18 protein-coding genes are annotated in these 16,557 nt (G+C 58.9%); 13 read left to right on the forward strand and 5 right to left on the reverse strand.

All coding sequences use genetic code 11. The annotated features are described in order from the left end of the window. Positions 1 to 2 precede the first annotated feature (2 nt). From gmk to B195_RS00555, 5 genes are all read left to right on the forward strand, one after another. On the forward strand, positions 3 to 623 hold the full coding sequence (gene gmk / locus B195_RS00535; protein WP_003437785.1) for a guanylate kinase: 621 nt from the start codon (positions 3 to 5) through the stop codon (positions 621 to 623). 167 nt (positions 624 to 790) lie between these two features. Further along, positions 791 to 1,054: a DNA-directed RNA polymerase subunit omega gene (gene rpoZ / locus B195_RS00540; protein ID WP_003437783.1), complete on the forward strand. Its 264-nt coding sequence runs from the start codon at positions 791 to 793 to the stop codon at positions 1,052 to 1,054. Positions 1,055 to 1,114: 60 nt separating this feature from the next. Continuing rightward, entirely contained in the window at positions 1,115 to 3,220 is a 2,106-nt protein-coding gene (spoT, locus tag B195_RS00545; protein WP_003437781.1) for a bifunctional GTP diphosphokinase/guanosine-3',5'-bis pyrophosphate 3'-pyrophosphohydrolase, read from the forward strand. A 24-nt stretch (positions 3,221 to 3,244) separates the two neighbouring features. Next, positions 3,245 to 3,625, forward strand: a complete 381-nt coding sequence (locus B195_RS00550) for a RidA family protein (protein WP_003437778.1) — start codon at positions 3,245 to 3,247, stop codon at positions 3,623 to 3,625. 68 nt (positions 3,626 to 3,693) lie between these two features. Further along, positions 3,694 to 4,437 carry a hypothetical protein gene (locus tag B195_RS00555; protein WP_003437775.1) on the forward strand — a complete coding sequence of 248 codons (744 nt, stop codon included), beginning with the start codon at positions 3,694 to 3,696 and terminating at the stop codon, positions 4,435 to 4,437. A 64-nt stretch (positions 4,438 to 4,501) separates the two neighbouring features. Here the strand turns inward: B195_RS00555 and B195_RS00560 are convergent, their stop codons facing one another. Continuing rightward, entirely contained in the window at positions 4,502 to 5,353 is an 852-nt protein-coding gene (locus tag B195_RS00560) for an SDR family oxidoreductase (protein ID WP_003437773.1), read from the reverse strand. A gap of 188 nt (positions 5,354 to 5,541) precedes the next feature. Here B195_RS00560 and exbB point away from each other — a divergent pair, with 188 nt between their 5' ends. The 6 genes from exbB (at position 5,542) to B195_RS00590 (ending at position 12,405) form a co-directional block, all read left to right on the forward strand. Next, positions 5,542 to 6,522 (forward strand): tonB-system energizer ExbB, encoded by a 981-nt coding sequence (gene exbB / locus B195_RS00565; RefSeq protein ID WP_003437770.1) that lies wholly within the window; start codon positions 5,542 to 5,544, stop codon positions 6,520 to 6,522. Positions 6,523 to 6,528: 6 nt separating this feature from the next. After that, positions 6,529 to 6,954: a TonB system transport protein ExbD gene (exbD, locus tag B195_RS00570; protein WP_003437768.1), complete on the forward strand. Its 426-nt coding sequence runs from the start codon at positions 6,529 to 6,531 to the stop codon at positions 6,952 to 6,954. Beyond that, positions 6,951 to 7,697, forward strand: a complete 747-nt coding sequence (locus B195_RS00575) for an energy transducer TonB (protein WP_003437765.1) — start codon at positions 6,951 to 6,953, stop codon at positions 7,695 to 7,697. Before exbD ends, B195_RS00575 begins: the two co-directional genes overlap by 4 nt. Before the next feature lie 224 nt (positions 7,698 to 7,921). Next, positions 7,922 to 8,842: a hydrogen peroxide-inducible genes activator gene (locus B195_RS00580; protein ID WP_003437762.1), complete on the forward strand. Its 921-nt coding sequence runs from the start codon at positions 7,922 to 7,924 to the stop codon at positions 8,840 to 8,842. 8 nt (positions 8,843 to 8,850) lie between these two features. Continuing rightward, positions 8,851 to 10,926, forward strand: coding sequence for an ATP-dependent DNA helicase RecG (recG, locus tag B195_RS00585; RefSeq protein ID WP_003437759.1), 2,076 nt, complete (start codon positions 8,851 to 8,853; stop codon positions 10,924 to 10,926). Between the two features lie 69 nt (positions 10,927 to 10,995). Next, on the forward strand, positions 10,996 to 12,405 hold the full coding sequence (locus B195_RS00590) for an aminoacyl-tRNA deacylase and HDOD domain-containing protein (RefSeq protein WP_003437756.1): 1,410 nt from the start codon (positions 10,996 to 10,998) through the stop codon (positions 12,403 to 12,405). Positions 12,406 to 12,482: 77 nt separating this feature from the next. On the opposite strand, the gene B195_RS00595 is transcribed toward B195_RS00590, so the two are convergent. The 4 genes from B195_RS00595 to B195_RS00610 form a co-directional block, all read right to left on the reverse strand. Next, positions 12,483 to 12,863 carry a hypothetical protein gene (locus tag B195_RS00595; RefSeq protein ID WP_003437753.1) on the reverse strand — a complete coding sequence of 127 codons (381 nt, stop codon included), beginning with the start codon at positions 12,861 to 12,863 and terminating at the stop codon, positions 12,483 to 12,485. Positions 12,864 to 13,071: 208 nt separating this feature from the next. Then, positions 13,072 to 13,347, reverse strand: a complete 276-nt coding sequence (locus tag B195_RS00600) for an HU family DNA-binding protein (RefSeq protein WP_003437750.1) — start codon at positions 13,345 to 13,347, stop codon at positions 13,072 to 13,074. A gap of 188 nt (positions 13,348 to 13,535) precedes the next feature. Further along, positions 13,536 to 14,684, reverse strand: a complete 1,149-nt coding sequence (locus B195_RS00605) for an NAD(P)/FAD-dependent oxidoreductase (protein ID WP_003437746.1) — start codon at positions 14,682 to 14,684, stop codon at positions 13,536 to 13,538. A 41-nt stretch (positions 14,685 to 14,725) separates the two neighbouring features. Next, entirely contained in the window at positions 14,726 to 14,893 is a 168-nt protein-coding gene (locus B195_RS00610; protein ID WP_003437744.1) for a rubredoxin, read from the reverse strand. A 200-nt stretch (positions 14,894 to 15,093) separates the two neighbouring features. On the opposite strand from B195_RS00610, the gene B195_RS00615 reads away from it, so the two are divergent. Next, the gene (locus B195_RS00615; RefSeq protein ID WP_003437740.1) at positions 15,094 to 15,657 is read left to right on the forward strand and encodes a chorismate lyase; all 564 of its coding nucleotides are present in this window, start codon (positions 15,094 to 15,096) and stop codon (positions 15,655 to 15,657) included. Then, entirely contained in the window at positions 15,658 to 16,548 is an 891-nt protein-coding gene (ubiA, locus tag B195_RS00620; protein WP_003437737.1) for a 4-hydroxybenzoate octaprenyltransferase, read from the forward strand. Positions 16,549 to 16,557 lie beyond the last annotated feature (9 nt).

Below are 16,557 nucleotides of genomic sequence, written 5' to 3' on the forward strand. Positions count from 1 at the left end.
ACATGACCCATAGCACCGGCACCCTTTATATCGTTTCTGCCCCTTCGGGCGCAGGCAAGACCAGTCTGGTCAAGGCATTGATCGACCTCGAACCGCAGATTCGCGTCTCGGTTTCGCACACCACCCGCGCCATGCGCCCGGGTGAGGTCAACGGCGTGAACTATCATTTCGTCGAACGCGAAGAGTTCGTGAAAATGATCGAACACGGTGATTTCCTGGAGCGCGCCGAGGTGTTCGGCAACCTTTACGGTACTTCGCAGAGCCATTTGCAGCAGACCCTGGATGAAGGTCACGACCTGATTCTGGAAATCGACTGGCAAGGCGCCGAGCAGGTTCGCCAGCTGATGCCGCAGGCGCGTTCGATCTTCATCCTGCCGCCGAGCCAGCAAGCCTTGCGTGAGCGTCTGGACAATCGCGGGCAGGACAGCGACGAAATCATTGACGGGCGCATGCGTGAAGCCGTGAGTGAAATGAGCCACTACGTCGACTATGACTACCTGATCATCAATGATGATTTTGCGCTGGCACTGGAGGACCTGAAGGCAATTTTTCACGCCAATCGCCTCCAGCAAAAACGTCAGCAGCAGCGTTTTGGCAAATTACTGGCTGAATTGCTGGGTTAAAGGGCTCTTCCCAAAACCCCTGTAAGGGCTTTACATTGGCGCTTACAGCGGGTTTCGGGGGGCGCTTGAAAAATCAGCGCTTCCCTAATGGCTGGTGATTTTTTAAACTGTTGAGTCCGCTCGCCCATCCGGGCAGCGCGCATATTGCATTTGCTACGAGGAAGACCATGGCCCGCGTAACCGTTGAAGACTGTCTAGAACACGTGGATAACCGCTTTGAGCTGGTCATGCTCTCTACCAAGCGTGCCCGTCAACTGGCCACCGGCGGTAAAGAGCCTTTGGTTGAGTGGGAAAATGACAAGCCTACCGTTGTTGCCTTGCGTGAAATCGCTGCAGGCCTGATGAGCTACGAGTTTATCGCCAACGCTGAAATCGTCGAAGACGAACCGCTGTTCGCAGCGTTCGAGGACGAGTCCAACGAGGCGAACTAAGCCTATGCCCGGTCGACGTAGCACGGCGAAGGGTAAAAAGTTTTGGCAGGAGGTTTCCTCTTGCCGAGCATAGACGCCCTCGCCGATCGCTTGTCGACTTACCTCAGTGCGGACCAGGTCAATCTGGTCCGACGAGCGTACTTCTACGCCGAACAAGCCCACGACGGCCAACGCCGACGTAGCGGCGAGCCTTATGTCACGCATCCGCTGGCAGTGGCGAACATTCTTGCCGACATGCATATGGACCATCAAAGCCTGATGGCTGCCATGCTGCATGACGTGATCGAAGACACCGGTATTGCCAAGGAAGCGCTTGTCGCGCAGTTCGGCGAAACCGTGGCCGAACTGGTCGATGGCGTCAGCAAGCTGACCCAGATGAACTTCGAGACCAAGGCCGAAGCCCAGGCTGAAAACTTCCAGAAAATGGCCATGGCCATGGCGCGGGATATTCGCGTGATTCTGGTCAAGCTGGCTGACCGTCTGCACAACATGCGTACCCTCGAAGTGCTGTCCGGCGAAAAACGCCGGCGGATTGCCAAGGAAACCCTGGAAATCTACGCGCCCATTGCCAACCGGCTGGGCATGCACAGCATTCGTATCGAATTCGAAGATCTCGGTTTCAAGGCGATGTACCCGATGCGCTCCGCGCGCATCTATCAGGCGGTCAAGCGCGCCCGGGGCAATCGCAAGGAAATCGTCAACAAAATTGAAGAGTCGCTCAGCCACTGTTTAGCCGTAGACGGCATTCAGGGCGAAGTCAGCGGCCGTCAAAAGCATATTTACGGCATTTATAAAAAAATGCGCGGCAAGCGCCGGGCCTTCAACGAGATCATGGACGTTTACGCGTTCCGGATCATCGTTGACAAGGTCGACACCTGCTACCGGGTTCTGGGTGCTGTACATAATTTGTACAAACCACTGCCGGGACGGTTTAAAGACTACATCGCGATTCCCAAAGCCAACGGCTATCAGTCGCTGCATACCACGCTGTTTGGCATGCATGGCGTACCGATCGAAATTCAGATCCGTACCCGTGAAATGGAAGAAATGGCCAACAACGGTATTGCCGCCCACTGGTTGTACAAGTCCAGTGGCGACGAGCAGCACACGGGGACCCATGCCCGGGCGCGGCAATGGGTCAAGGGCGTGCTGGAGATGCAGCAGCGCGCCGGCAACTCCCTCGAATTTATCGAAAGCGTGAAGATCGACCTGTTTCCGGACGAGGTCTACGTGTTCACGCCCAAAGGCCGGATCATGGAGCTGCCCAAAGGCTCCACCGCAGTCGATTTTGCCTACGCGGTGCACACCGACGTCGGCAACAGCTGTATTGCATGCCGTATCAACCGGCGTCTCGCACCGCTGTCCGAGCCGCTGCAAAGTGGTTCCACGGTCGAGATCGTCAGCGCCCCCGGTGCCCGCCCCAACCCGGCGTGGCTCAACTTTGTGGTTACCGGCAAAGCGCGTACCCATATCCGTCACGCCCTGAAATTGCAGCGCCGTTCCGAGTCCGTGAACCTTGGCGAACGCTTGCTGAACAAGGTGCTCAACGGCTTCAACAGCGCGCTGGACAAGATCCCGGCCGAGCGCATTCAGGCCATGCTTCAGGAGTATCGTCTGGAGCAGGTCGAAGACCTGCTGGAAGACATCGGCCTGGGCAATCGCATGGCTTACGTCGTTGCCCGGCGTCTGATGGGTGAAGGCGAACAGCTGCCGAGCCCGGAAGGTCCACTGGCGATTCGCGGTACCGAAGGTCTGGTACTCAGTTATGCCAAATGTTGTACGCCGATCCCGGGAGACCCGATTGTGGGTCACCTGTCCGCGGGCAAAGGCATGGTTGTGCACCTGGATAACTGCCGCAATATCAGTGAAATTCGGCACAACCCCGAAAAATGTGTCCAGCTTTCGTGGGCCAAGGATGTCACCGGTGAATTCAACGTCGAGTTGCGTGTCGAACTGGAGCACCAGCGTGGCCTGATTGCGCTGCTTGCCAGCAGCGTCAACGCAGCCGACGGCAACATCGAAAAAATCAGCATGGACGAACGCGATGGTCGTATCAGCGTTGTCCAACTGGTGGTCAGCGTGCACGACCGTGTGCATCTGGCCCGCGTGATCAAAAAACTGCGCGCCCTTAACGGGGTTATCCGCATCACTCGTATGCGTGCGTAGCCATCTAATTACAAGGAGTCACCCATGACCAAGACTGTAATCACCAGCGATAAGGCACCTGCTGCTATCGGTACTTACTCTCAGGCGATCAAAGCTGGCAATACTGTCTACATGTCCGGTCAGATCCCGCTGGACCCAAAAACCATGGAACTGGTTGAAGGTTTTGAAGCCCAGACCATTCAGGTATTCGAAAACCTGAAATCCGTGGCTGAAGCAGCAGGCGGTTCGTTCAAGGACATCGTCAAACTGAATATTTTCCTGACTGACCTCAGCCACTTCGCCAAGGTCAACGAAATCATGGGCAAATACTTCGAGCAGCCATACCCGGCTCGTGCCGCTATCGGCGTTGCGGCCCTGCCAAAGGGTTCGCAGGTTGAGATGGACGCTATTCTGGTCATTGAGTAACACCCCTCGGCGCAGCGCCTTCATGCTGCGCCAACCCCCCGCTTGCCCCGCTTTAAAAGGATCCCGCCATGCGCCAAGCGCTCGCTTTCTCGCTGCTCACCATTTTCCTGGGTGGCTGTGCCAGCGGCCCCGCCCATCGCGATATCAGTGGCGTCTGGATCAACCAGGCCGCGATCAATGAAGCTGCCAAAGGCGGCAATTTGCGTGAAGCCCTGCTGGCCAACGGGCCAAATCTTGAATGGCAAATTGATTCCAAACAGGCCAAAGCCAACTACACCAATGGTTTTGAGTGGGTTGAAGGCAAGCTGATGCCTGAAAACAAAGGGGTTTGGCAGGTCAATATTTATGGCAGCGCGGCCACCGACTTGAGCCTCAATGGCGACGAGCTGGTACAGGCTGCGGGTGAGTCCGATCCGCAACAATCCTTTGTTCGTTCCCCCATCAACCTGACAAGCGACGCGCCTTTGGGCACCAATTTCGAGCACGCGCTCAAGACTGCCTATCTGGGCGGTCAGTGGCGTGTGGTCAGCGGTAAAGGGCAAGGCAATCAAGTGACCTTTTTTGCCGATGGCCGGATTACCGGTTTACCTGAAGCCAATGCTTACGCCCTGTGCCTGGCGGGCGACTGCGCATCAATGAGCGGCGAGTACGACAGTCTCTGGCTGGAACAGGACGAGACAGGTGCGGCGCACATTTTTGTGCGCAATGGTCGCCAGCTGGAGATCTTCCAGGCGCTGGATTCTGCCAAGCCTGACGAAATGCCCCAGTTATACCCGGGCAAGCGTGAATGGGTACTGGAAAAGCAGCTTTAAGCCTGGCCTGCTGCAAGAGCTTGCTGGCGATGATATCGCCGGCAAGCTCGCTCCGCAGAGAGAGTCAATCCGCTAGCATCGCGCTGTAGCCTTCGCGATAACTCGGATAGCGCGGTTCCCAGCCCAGGGCCTTGGCCCGTGCGTTGCTGCAGCGTTTGCTACCGGCCCGGCGCACGCTGGCTTCGGCAGCCCATTCGGTAATACCCAGGCGTTCACGCAGCCAGCCCACGACTTCAGCCAAAGGTACCGGCGCGTTATCCACGCCGATATAGCAATCCTCCAGGGTTTTGCCCTGCAGGTCGGCCTGGAGCAGGAATGCCAGAAGGCCGCCTGCATCATCGGCATGGATGCGGTTGCCATACAGCGGCGGATCGACTGCCACGCGATAGCCCTTGCGCACTTGCCCCAACATCCATTCGCGACCGGGTCCGTAAATCCCGGTGAGGCGCACCACGCTGGCAGCAATACCGCTGTTCAATGCGATCTGCTCGGCTTCACGCATGATTCGCCCCGAGTAGCTTGTGGCTTCGGCAGGCGAGGTTTCATCGACCCATTCGCCTTCCGTCTGGCTATACACCCCGCTGCTGGAGACAAACAGCAAGCGCTTTGGCTGCTGGCCTTTTTGCTTGAGCCAGCCCAGCGTGTGCTTCAAACCTTCTATATAAGCGGCCTGATAGCCGGCCTCGTCGTGGTCGGTGGCGGCGGCGCTGTACACCAGGTAGTCAATGTTGCCTTCAGGCCATTGCCCGGGGCACTGGTCGCTGAACAGGTCCCCCGCCACGCCTGTGACGCCTGCAGGTAACCGCTCAATGGAGCGTCGCAGCCCATAGACCTGCCAGTTATTGGCCGGCAGTTGAGCCGCCAGACGACTTCCGACATCACCGCATCCGGCGATCAGAACCGAGGCTTTGGGCATCTCAAAACTCCTAATTTAAAGTTACAAAAGTACATGTTCAGGCACGACCAAGGTCGTGACTTTTGAAAAAAACAGATGCTATTGCTTTTGTTAACAAGAATTACTTGCAATAATAACTCATCATTTGCCCCGGGTCTCAAGACGCGTTGCAGGGCATAACCTTCTTACTTTTCTCAGGTCCGGCTAGCATGACACGCAATCATTCCACCGCTTCGCCAACCCAGTTTTTGAGTCCGGCACGCCTCTGGCGCGGGCTTGCTGCGCTGATGTTCAGCCTTTTGCTGGCCCCGGGCGCAGTCTTTGCCGACGAGCCAGCGGCTCCGGCTGCTCCGGCTGCGCAACCGGCTATTGAGGCTGCGGCCCCAGTTGCTGCGCCGGGTGCAACCGACCCTGTGCTGGCTGAAGGCGCTGTTGCCCCGGCCGATGACGCTCCGCAAGTTCTTGAAGAAGACAACACGCTGGGCATGGCCCATGACCTGTCTCCTTGGGGCATGTACAAAAACGCGGACATCATCGTCAAGATCGTCATGATCGGCCTGGCTATCGCCTCGATCATCACCTGGACCATCTGGATTGCCAAAGGCTTTGAAGTCCTGGGCGCCAAGCGTCGTCTGCGGGTTGAAATCGCCAACCTGAAAAAAGCCCGCACCCTCAAGGAAGCCAGCGAATCTGCAACCAAAGAAGGCACGCTGGCGCACCTGCTGGTGCAGGACGCACTGGAAGAAATGCGCCTGTCGGCCAATAGCCGCGAAAAAGAAGGCATCAAGGAGCGCGTCAGCTTCCGCCTTGAGCGTCTGGTTGCCGCCTGTGGCCGCAACATGAGCAGCGGCACCGGCATCCTCGCCACCATCGGTTCCACCGCACCGTTCGTCGGTCTGTTCGGTACCGTTTGGGGGATCATGAACAGCTTCATCGGTATCGCCAAAACCCAGACCACCAACCTGGCCGTTGTGGCACCGGGTATTGCCGAGGCCCTGCTGGCCACTGCACTGGGCCTGGTTGCTGCGATCCCTGCGGTAGTGATTTACAACGTCTTCGCCCGCTCTATCACTGGCTACAAGGCTCAAGTGGCAGACGCATCGGCAGAAGTGTTGCTGTTGGTTAGCCGTGACCTCGATCACCTGCCGCCCGAGCGCAGCTCGCAACCGCACATGGTGAAAGTGGGGTAATCGGCCATGGGCCTGCATTTAAAAGAAGGCGATGACGATCTCGCCGAGAACCATGAAATCAACGTCACGCCTTTTATTGACGTGATGCTGGTACTGCTGATCATCTTCATGGTGGCAGCACCGCTGGCCACTGTGGATATCAAGGTTGACCTGCCAGCTTCCACCGCCAAACCGGCGCCTCGTCCCGAGAAGCCGGTGTTCCTCAGCGTCAAGGCTGACCAGCGCCTGTACCTGGGTGAAGAGCCGGTCAGTGTTGAAGCCCTGGGTGCGACCCTGGATGCCAGGACTCACAACAAGAAAGACACGACGATCTTCTTCCAGGCCGATAAAGGCGTGGACTACGGTGACTTGATGGGCGTGATGGATGCATTGCGCGCAGCCGGTTACTTGAAGGTGGGTCTGGTCGGACTAGAGACGGCAGCCAAGAAATGATCATAGCGCGCCAAAAGATGACGCGTTACGCAATCAGCCTGGTCGCGGTGTTGGCTATCCATGCAGTGGCAGTCATTCTTGCCATGCAATGGTCCAGCCCGCGGGCCGTCGAACTTCCACCGCAAGCGATGATGGTTGATCTGGCACCGCTGCCAGCACCGCCACCGCCTGCGCCGCCGAAAGTGGTGACACCGCCACAGCCGCCGGCCCCTGTGGAAGAGCTGCCGATACCCAAGCTGGCCGAAGCGCCCAAGCCGAAAATAGCTGTCCCGAAACCGGTCAAGCCCAAGCAGAAGCCACAACCGCCCAAGCCTGTGGAAAAAACCGAGCCGGTTAAAGAGAAGCCTTCAGAAGAGAAACCTAGCGACGCCACACCGACCAAGGCGCCGAGCGAGAAGTCTGCCGCCCCGGCTCCTAGCCCGTCGGCACAACAACTGGCGGCTAAAGCCAGTTGGGAAGGCACATTGCTGGCTCACCTGGGCAAGTACAAGAAGTACCCGGCTTCCGCTCAGTCGCGAGGCAAGGAAGGTCTGAACCGGCTGCGCTTCGTGGTAGACGGTGAAGGCAAGGTGCTGTCCTATGAGTTGGTAGGTCGTTCAGGCAATGCGGATCTGGACCGGGCCACCCTGGAAATGATTCGCCGGGCACAGCCGTTGCCCAAGCCGCCGGCCGAAATGCTGACCAATGGCACCATCGAGATCGTGGCACCCTTCGTTTATTCCATCGATAAACGTCGGCGATAAAGCCTCGGCCCGGATAAAAGTCCTGTAGGCGCTGGCTTGCCAGCGCTGGCAACAGTGCAGTCGCCCGCAACACAGGGGCGGCTGCATCGCTGCTAAACCCGTTTGCACAGTATTAAACCTCCCTTGCATTGATTAGCGACTGTAGCTCCGGGGCTAATGTCTGATAACGTGCGTCTATCGATTGCAGCCGCTATGCTTGGCTCGCAGCCACAGGGACGCCCGCTATGACGCTTACAGAATTACGCTACATCGTTACGCTCGCCCAAGAACAACACTTCGGCCACGCGGCTGAACGTTGCCACGTCAGCCAGCCGACCTTGTCGGTGGGTGTGAAAAAACTGGAAGACGAACTCGGTGTGCTGATTTTCGAGCGCAGCAAAAGTGCCGTGCGCCTTACCCCGGTGGGCGAAGGTATCGTTGCCCAGGCGCAAAAGGTACTGGAGCAGGCCCAGGGCATTCGTGAACTGGCCCAGGCCGGCAAGAACCAGCTGACCGCTCCGCTCAAGGTAGGCGCCATTTACACCGTAGGCCCGTACCTGTTTCCGCACCTGATTCCGCAGCTGCACCGGGTCGCCCCGCAAATGCCGTTGTACATCGAAGAAAACTTCACCCATGTACTGCGGGACAAGCTGCGCAACGGCGAACTGGACGCGATTATCATCGCTCTGCCCTTCAATGAAGCCGATGTGCTGACTTTGCCGCTCTACGACGAGCCGTTCTACGTGTTGATGCCGAGCGAGCATCCATGGACGCAGAAAGAGACCATCGATGCCAGTCTGCTCAACGACAAGAGCCTGCTCTTGCTGGGCGAAGGACACTGCTTCCGCGACCAGGTGCTTGAAGCCTGTCCGACCCTGGCCAAAGGCAAGGACGGCTCGCAGCACACCACGGTCGAGTCCAGCTCGCTGGAAACCATTCGGCACATGGTTGCTTCAGGGTTGGGCATTTCGATCCTGCCATTGTCGGCTGTCGACAGTCACCACTATGCCCCGGGCATATTGGCTGTGCGTCCGCTGACTCCGCCGGTACCTTTTCGTACAGTCGCCATCGCCTGGCGTGCCAGCTTTCCGCGGCCCAAGGCGATTGAAATCCTCGCCGACTCGATCCGCCTGTGTTCGGTGGCCAAGCCGCCTGCCGCGAAGTAAGCCTGCCGATGACCGAGTTGTCGAAAGTGGCGGTCACCGCGCTCAAGGGCGTAGGCGAGGCCATGGCAGAAAAATTGGCCAAGGTGGGCCTGGAAAACCTGCAGGATGTGCTCTTCCATTTACCGTTGCGCTATCAGGACCGGACTCGCGTGGTGCCCATCGGCGCCCTGCGCCCCGGTCAGGATGCGGTGGTCGAAGGCCGGGTGATCGGCGCTGATGTGGTCATGGGCAAGCGTCGCAGCTTGCTGGTACGGATCAATGATGGCACCGGGGGCCTGAGCCTGCGGTTCTACCATTTCAGCAATGCACAAAAAGAAAGTCTCAAGCGTGGCACCGAAGTGCGCTGCTATGGCGAGGCCCGCCCCGGCGCATCGGGGCTGGAGATCTACCATCCGGAATACCGTGCCATCACCGGCGATGAGCCGCCTCCGGTCGATACCACGCTGACACCGATTTATCCTACAACCGAAGGTCTGACCCAGCAGCGTCTGCGCCAGCTCAGCCAGCAAAGCCTCGCCCTGCTCGGCCCGCGCAGCTTGCCTGACTGGCTGCCGGCGGAGTTGGCCAAGGAGCACCAGCTGGCCCCGCTGGATCAAGCCATTCGCTATCTGCATCAGCCGCCGGCCGACGCCGATGTCGAAGAGCTCGCGTTGGGCCATCACTGGGCGCAACACCGCCTGGCGTTTGAGGAACTGCTGACCCATCAACTCTCGCAGCAGCGATTGCGCGAGAGCCTGCGCTCCCAGCAGGCGCCTGCTTTGCCCAAAGCCGAAAAACTGCCTGCGCAGTTTCTGGCCAACCTGGGGTTCCCGCCCACCGGTGCCCAGGTGCGAGTCGGCAACGAAGTGGCTTACGACCTCAGTCAGCCTGAACCCATGCTGCGCCTGATTCAGGGTGATGTGGGGGCAGGCAAGACAGTGGTCGCTGCGATGGCCGCCTTGCAGGCGCTGGAAGCCGGCTACCAGGTGGCACTGATGGCGCCGACGGAAATCCTCGCCGAGCAGCACTACATCAACTTCAAGCGCTGGCTGGAGCCGCTGGGTCTTGAAGTTGCATGGCTGGCCGGCAAGCTCAAAGGCAAGGCCCGGGCCAGTGCGATGGAGCAAATTGCCAATGGCGCGCCCATGGTCGTTGGCACCCATGCCTTGTTTCAGGATCAGGTGCAGTTCAAGAACTTGGCTCTGGTGATCATCGATGAGCAACACCGGTTTGGCGTCCAGCAACGTCTGGCCCTGCGCAACAAAGGGGTGGGCGGTGTGATGTGTCCGCACCAGTTGATCATGACGGCCACGCCGATTCCGCGGACGCTGGCCATGAGCGCATACGCCGACCTCGACACTTCGATTCTCGATGAGCTGCCACCCGGGCGAACCCCGGTCAATACCGTGCTGGTGGTCGATACGCGGCGCATCGAAGTGATCGAGCGGGTACGTGCAGCCTGTGCCGAAGGCCGCCAGGCCTACTGGGTATGCACCCTGATTGAAGAGTCTGAAGAGATGACCTGTCAGGCCGCCGAGACCACCTTTGAAGACCTCTCCAGTGCCTTGGGCGAGTTGCGCGTGGGCCTGATTCACGGGCGCATGAAGGCTGCAGAAAAGGCCGCAGTCATGGCGCAGTTCAAGGCTGGCGAATTGCAGTTGCTGGTCGCCACCACGGTAATCGAAGTAGGCGTTGACGTGCCCAATGCCAGTTTGATGATCATCGAAAACCCCGAGCGTCTGGGCCTGTCCCAGCTTCACCAGTTGCGTGGCCGGGTAGGCCGGGGCAGCGCCGCCAGTCATTGCGTGCTGCTGTACCACCCGCCGCTGTCGCAAATCGGGCGCCAGCGTCTGGGCATCATGCGTGAGACCAACGATGGTTTTGTGATCGCCGAAAAAGACCTCGAGCTGCGCGGTCCCGGCGAAATGCTCGGCACCCGGCAAACCGGCCTGCTGCAATTCAAAGTGGCTGACCTGATGCGTGATGCCGACCTGTTACCCGCCGTGCGCGACGCCGCCCTGACCCTGATTGAACGCTGGCCGAGCCATGTCAGTCCACTGCTGGACCGCTGGCTCAGGCATGGCCAGCAATATGGCCAGGTATGAAATTTCGTTCAGTAATCAGATTTGCGGCCGATCAAGTGACGCTTATCAAATTTGAGTTGCAGGAATCGAATGCAGATCTTCACTGAAGTCGCCGGCGCTCCAGCCTTTTCAAGCACACCGCCGGTCATCCGGCGGCTGCTTGCTGATCTGGGCATTACCTGTCGAGAAGTCCGCGACCACCCCGGGCTCAACCCGGGCTGCAAGGTCCAGGCTGTGTTGCTCGAGGACTCGGTGGGCGTGCTGATGGTGCTGTTCGCGCAGAGCCACTTGCTCGACCTCAATCGTCTGGCTGATTTAACCGGCCGGCGCATGACGGCTATCGCACCTGAGCGGCTTGAGCAGATGCTCGGCAGACACAACCTGAGCCTGTTGCCGGGCGTGCCGGCACTCATCGGCTCGCCATGTCTGTATGAAGAGCAATTGCTGCAGCAGCCTCTGTTGCTGGTCGGCGGGGGGGAGCCCGGTTTGTGGCTGGAGATGACCCGGGAAGACTTCAAGCTTCTGCTGAGCAATGCCAGCGGCGGTCGTTTTGGCGAGTCCGTGAGTGCCATCACGCTTAACCCTGATCATGCCGACGATGATGGCGCGGCGATCTGCCGGGCGGTCCAGGCATTCACCGCGCGACGAATCCAGCAACGGCTGGAAGACACCATCGAGTTGCCGCCCCTGGCCGAGAGCGTGCGCAAAATCATGCGGTTGCGGGTCGACCCGAACGTGACCATCGATGAAATTACCAGTGTTGTCGAAACCGACCCGGCGCTGGCGGCACAGGTCATGAGCTGGGCATCGTCGTCGTACTACGCCTCACAAAGTAAAATCCGTTCGGTTGAAGACGCCATCATGCGGGTGCTGGGGGTCGATCTGGTGATCAACCTTGCGCTGAGTCTGGCGCTGGGGAAAAGCCTGGGTGTGCCCAAGGATCATCCGCAATCAAGCGTCCCCTACTGGCAGCAGTCGATCTACACGGCAGCGGTCATCGAAGGGCTGACCCGGGCCATGCCCCGGGCCCAGCGTCCGGAAGTCGGCCTCACCTACCTGGCCGGGCTGTTGCACAACTTCGGCTATTTGCTCCTGGCCCATGTGTTTCCGCCGCACTTCTCATTGATTTGCCGTCACCTTGAAGTCAACCCGCACGTCAGCCATGGCGTCATCGAACAGCATTTGCTGGGCATCAGCCGCGAGCAAATGGGCGCCTGGGTGATGCGGTACTGGGGCATGCCGCCAGAATTGGCGACGGCGTTGCGTTTTCAACACGATCCGCACTTCAGCGGCGCTGATGCACACTTCCCGAACCTGGTCTGCGTGGCACTGGGGTTGTTGCGTAGCCGGGCAATCGGCACCGGATCCTGTGCGCCACTTCCCGACGCCGTGTTCGAACGGCTGGGCGTCCCCCGCGAAAAGGCTGAAGACGTTGTCAGCAAAGTGTTGGAGGCGGAGGTGCTGTTTCGCGAAATGGCAGCGCAATTTGGCCGGGCTTAGCCCGCCGTTACCTGTAGGAGCGAGCTCTTCCAAGCGTAAACAGCTCGCGAGGTAAGCTCGCTCCTACGGTTGAAGTATCAGGCCTTGGGCTTTTTGCGCGGTTTGAGGTACTTGGTCAGGCCCTGGAACCAGATGACCAGCGCCGGGTTGCCTTTGATCTGAATCGATTTGTCCTGAATCCCGGTCATGAATGCCAGCTGCTTGTTCTTCGCCTGCAGCGTGGCGAAGCCGTAGGCTGCATCTTTAAAACTGATGGAAAATGCAGGGTCGGGGTACGTGCCCGAATGGCTGGTGATGCGCTGATCTTTGACTTTGAAGTGACGGGCCACTGTGCCATCGAGGGTTTGCAGCTGGAAAACCAGGTCCTTATCGACCAGTTGCTGCTGAAAAGCAGGGTTTTTACGGCTGGCTTTGCCCATCAAAAAGCCCAGCATCCAGAGCAGAAAACGAAATTTCATGTACGCGGCCTCGGGGGAAAATTAAATAGCCGGCGCAGTGTAACGATTTGAACGAGGAACGCCATATATCTGCATGGATTGGCGTAGATGGTGGGAGTTTTGCCACTTATGGCCGCACGATTGAGTGGGAGGATATCAAGAATGGGCCGCTAGCCGAGCCAGCTTGCCCATTCTTCAAGGCCGTTACGAGCAGCGGCCACTCAGTGCTTTATGGATTGACGCTGTCTTTCAGGAACTTGCCCGGCTTGAAAGCGACGGTGTTGCTGGCCTTGATTTTTACCGGCTCACCGGTTTGCGGGTTCTGTCCGGTGCGAGCGCCACGATGGCGCTGAATAAAGGTGCCGAAACCGACCAGCGTCACGCTGTCTTTGCGATGCAGGGCCTGGGTGATTTCTTCAAGCACTGCGTTGAGTACGCGGTTGGCTTGCTCTTTGGTGAGGTCAGCCTTTTCGGCGATAGCGTTGGCGAGATCTGGTTTACGCATGATGAAGCCTCTTTGACGGTTTTTTGTTGTTATGTCCGTGCTGCTCTCTATGGAGCAGCGCCAAGGCGCCGCAGGCTCTACTCTGCGGCAGACCGGTGTGAGAATGGCACGCGGCCAAGGCCGGCGCCAGCCTCTGCACCGGCTTTGTTAAAGCAAGGCAATGTCATATGCGACAGAGTTAACCGTATTTACGCCAAAAGTGCCGGCAGCTCTTTGTTCAGCGCCAGTTTTTCGCGAACAGCCTCACCCGTCAGTGCATAACCTAGCAATTTGCCTTCAGCATCGCGGCACAAGGCTTTGATATCTGCGCCCTGGCCTTCCACGGTCCAGACCCCTTCATGGCCACGTGGCACGGGTGACACCACCAGCGGGCAAACCGGGGTTTTGACCGTAATCGGCATCGCACCGTAGCTGACAGCAGTGGGATTGCCTGCGAGGGTTTGTGCCAGTGCCCGGGCGCAGCTCATCAGCGGCATCACATACAACAGGCTCAGCCCATCGACCTCGGCGCAGTCGCCCAGGGCATAGATGTTGTCATGGGAGGTTTTGAGCAGACGGCTCACCTCGATCCCGCGGTTGACCCGGATCCCGGCGGCAGCCGCCATATCGATGCGCGGACGCAAGCCAATGGCCGATACCACCACATCGCAGTCGATCACGCTGGCATCTGACAAATGTGCCTGGAGTCCGTCATCGGTGCGCTGCAGGCGGGTCAGAACCGGGCCCAGGTGCAGGCGCGCGCCCAGGCTTTCAAGGCCCGCCTGGACTGCTGCCGCCGCCGCGGGGTGCAACAGGGTTGGCATGACTTGCTCGCAGGGTGCGACCAGATCAACTTCATAGCCGCCTGCGATCAAGTCATTGGCAAACTCGCAGCCGATCAGGCCTGCGCCCAGAATCAGAACCCGACGCTTGCCCGCGGCGGCTGCGCGGAAGCGGGCGTAATCTTCGAGGTCATTGATCGGGAAGATTGAATCCTGGGCATCCCCTTCCACCGGCACCTGCACCGTTTGCGCGCCCCACGCCAGAATCAGGTCGCGATAGGCAACGGCTTCTTCACCGATCCACAGCTGCTTGTGGCCCGGGTCGATTCCGCTGATGCGGGTATGGGTACGCACCTGGGCATTGAGCTGTTGTGCCATGGCTCCAGGCATCGCCATGCTCAGGCCGTCAGCTTCTTTGTTCTTGCCAAAGCCGGTGGACAGCATGGGCTTGGAGTAGGAGCGGCCGTCATCGGCCGTGATCAACAGCAGCGGGGTTTCGCTGTCCAGCTTGCGAAACTCCCGGGCCAGGTTATAGCCCGCCAGCCCGGTACCAACGATCACGACAGGTGCGTTCATTCCAATCTCCATGGGGTGAGTCAGGTTTTGAGGGGGGTAGATCAGTTGATTTCGATCATCTCGAAATCCATTTTGCCAACCCCGCAGTCCGGGCACAGCCAGTCTTCAGGTACGTCTTGCCACAGCGTACCGGGAGCAATGCCGTCATCCGGCCAGCCGTCGGCTTCGTTATAAATCAGTCCACATACGATGCATTGCCACTTTTTCATCGGGTTCTTCCTCAAGTTCAGGCTAATACGAGGCCACAGGCTTTTTCAGATTCGCCAGGTCTCTCGTCAATTCAGGGCGTTTTGTACTGATGACGACCGGTAGATGCAAGCACGATCGCTGCCAAATAATCCTCGGCCGCTCAATCAAAGATCCGCGTGATAAGCTCGCCGGCCTCAATGGCTGCCAATTATGACCCACTGTGCCGCACATAACTTACCCGCTGATCTCCCCTGTCTGGCTTGAAAAAGACCAGCTTCCTGCATTGCCTGATGAACAAACCCTCGACTGGTTGTTCGATCAAGGCTCTTTGACCCGACGTCTGACTGTGCTCTCGGAGGGTGCCTTTAGTGTGCAGCCGCTCTTTGAGGGCTGGCAGGCCTTGCGCCAGGATGAATGTGCAGCCCTCAGCCTGCCCGAAGGCAGCCAGGGCTGGGTGCGCGAAGTGTATTTGCACGGGCATCAACAGCCGTGGGTGTTTGCCCGCAGCGTGGCGGCGAAAAGTGCGCTGGAAGATGGCGCACTGAACATGGACGAGCTGGGCACCCGATCTCTGGGTGAACTGCTGTTTTGTGATCAGGCTTTTGCTCGCGGCGCCTTGCAGGTGTGTCACTACCCCCGGGGCTGGTTGCCTGCCGCCGATCAGGCAGATCAGCTATGGGGCCGCCGCTCGCGCTTTGTACGCGGAGCGTTGAGCGTGCTGGTGGCCGAGGTGTTTTTACCCAAACTGTGGGCCGCCCTGAGTGCCCGGCCGGAGAACAACTGAATGTACGTGCGCCTGCTCAAGTCACTCAATCGCCTGAACCCTCGCGCCTGGGACTTCATCCAGCTGACCCGCATGGACAAGCCCATCGGCATCTACCTGCTGCTTTGGCCCACGCTGTGGGCGCTGTGGATTGCCGCCAAGGGTGTGCCTTCGCTGAGCAACCTGCTGATCTTTGTGTTCGGCGTAATCCTGACCCGTGCCGGCGGTTGTGTAATCAACGACTTTGCCGATCGCAAAGTCGATGGCCACGTCAAACGTACAGAGCAGCGGCCGTTGGTCAGCGGAAAAATCAGCGGTAAAGAGGCGTTGGTGTTTTTTGCGCTGCTGATGGGGATAAGTTTCCTGCTGGTGCTGTGCACCAATGCCCCGACCATCTGGCTGTCATTCGGCGGTCTGGCGCTGGCGGCGAGCTACCCGTTCATGAAGCGCTACACCTACTACCCGCAAGTGGTGCTGGGTGCAGCGTTCTCATGGGGCATGCCCATGGCATTCACCGCTGAAACTGGCAGCCTGCCTGCCGCGGCATGGTTGCTTTACATCGCCAACCTGCTGTGGACCGTGGGCTACGACACCTATTACGCCATGACTGACCGTGAAGACGACCTGAAAATCGGGGTCAAATCCACGGCCATTCTGTTTGGCGATGCTGATCGCGTGATCATCCTTACCCTGCAAGGCCTGGCTCTGGGTTGTCTGCTGCTGGCGGGCGCGCACTTCGAGCTTGGCGTCTGGTTCCACCTCGGCCTGCTGGTCGCGGCCGGGTGCTTCGTGTGGGAGTTCTGGTATACCCGCGATCGCGACCGGCAACGTTGCTTCAAAGCCTTCCTGCACAACCACTGGGCTGGCTTGGCAATTTTTGTGGGCATCGTGCTGCATTACGCATTGGGTTGACTGAACGGG

Origin of the sequence: Pseudomonas sp. Lz4W (genome assembly GCF_000346225.2) — a bacterium.
In the GTDB taxonomy this organism is placed as follows: Bacteria; Pseudomonadota; Gammaproteobacteria; order Pseudomonadales; family Pseudomonadaceae; genus Aquipseudomonas; species Aquipseudomonas paraversuta.

Coding starts and splice junctions, on each gene's coding strand:
- gmk (WP_003437785.1), top strand. CDS start 3: ATGACCCATAGCACCGGCACCCTTTATATCGTTTCTGCCCCTTCGGGC.
- rpoZ (WP_003437783.1), top strand. CDS start 791: ATGGCCCGCGTAACCGTTGAAGACTGTCTAGAACACGTGGATAACCGC.
- B195_RS00550 (WP_003437778.1), top strand. CDS start 3,245: ATGACCAAGACTGTAATCACCAGCGATAAGGCACCTGCTGCTATCGGT.
- B195_RS00555 (WP_003437775.1), top strand. CDS start 3,694: ATGCGCCAAGCGCTCGCTTTCTCGCTGCTCACCATTTTCCTGGGTGGC.
- B195_RS00560 (WP_003437773.1), bottom strand. CDS start 5,353: ATGCCCAAAGCCTCGGTTCTGATCGCCGGATGCGGTGATGTCGGAAGT.
- exbB (WP_003437770.1), top strand. CDS start 5,542: ATGACACGCAATCATTCCACCGCTTCGCCAACCCAGTTTTTGAGTCCG.
- exbD (WP_003437768.1), top strand. CDS start 6,529: ATGGGCCTGCATTTAAAAGAAGGCGATGACGATCTCGCCGAGAACCAT.
- B195_RS00575 (WP_003437765.1), top strand. CDS start 6,951: ATGATCATAGCGCGCCAAAAGATGACGCGTTACGCAATCAGCCTGGTC.
- B195_RS00580 (WP_003437762.1), top strand. CDS start 7,922: ATGACGCTTACAGAATTACGCTACATCGTTACGCTCGCCCAAGAACAA.
- recG (WP_003437759.1), top strand. CDS start 8,851: ATGACCGAGTTGTCGAAAGTGGCGGTCACCGCGCTCAAGGGCGTAGGC.
- B195_RS00590 (WP_003437756.1), top strand. CDS start 10,996: ATGCAGATCTTCACTGAAGTCGCCGGCGCTCCAGCCTTTTCAAGCACA.
- B195_RS00595 (WP_003437753.1), bottom strand. CDS start 12,863: ATGAAATTTCGTTTTCTGCTCTGGATGCTGGGCTTTTTGATGGGCAAA.
- B195_RS00600 (WP_003437750.1), bottom strand. CDS start 13,347: ATGCGTAAACCAGATCTCGCCAACGCTATCGCCGAAAAGGCTGACCTC.
- B195_RS00605 (WP_003437746.1), bottom strand. CDS start 14,684: ATGAACGCACCTGTCGTGATCGTTGGTACCGGGCTGGCGGGCTATAAC.
- B195_RS00610 (WP_003437744.1), bottom strand. CDS start 14,893: ATGAAAAAGTGGCAATGCATCGTATGTGGACTGATTTATAACGAAGCC.
- ubiA (WP_003437737.1), top strand. CDS start 15,658: ATGTACGTGCGCCTGCTCAAGTCACTCAATCGCCTGAACCCTCGCGCC.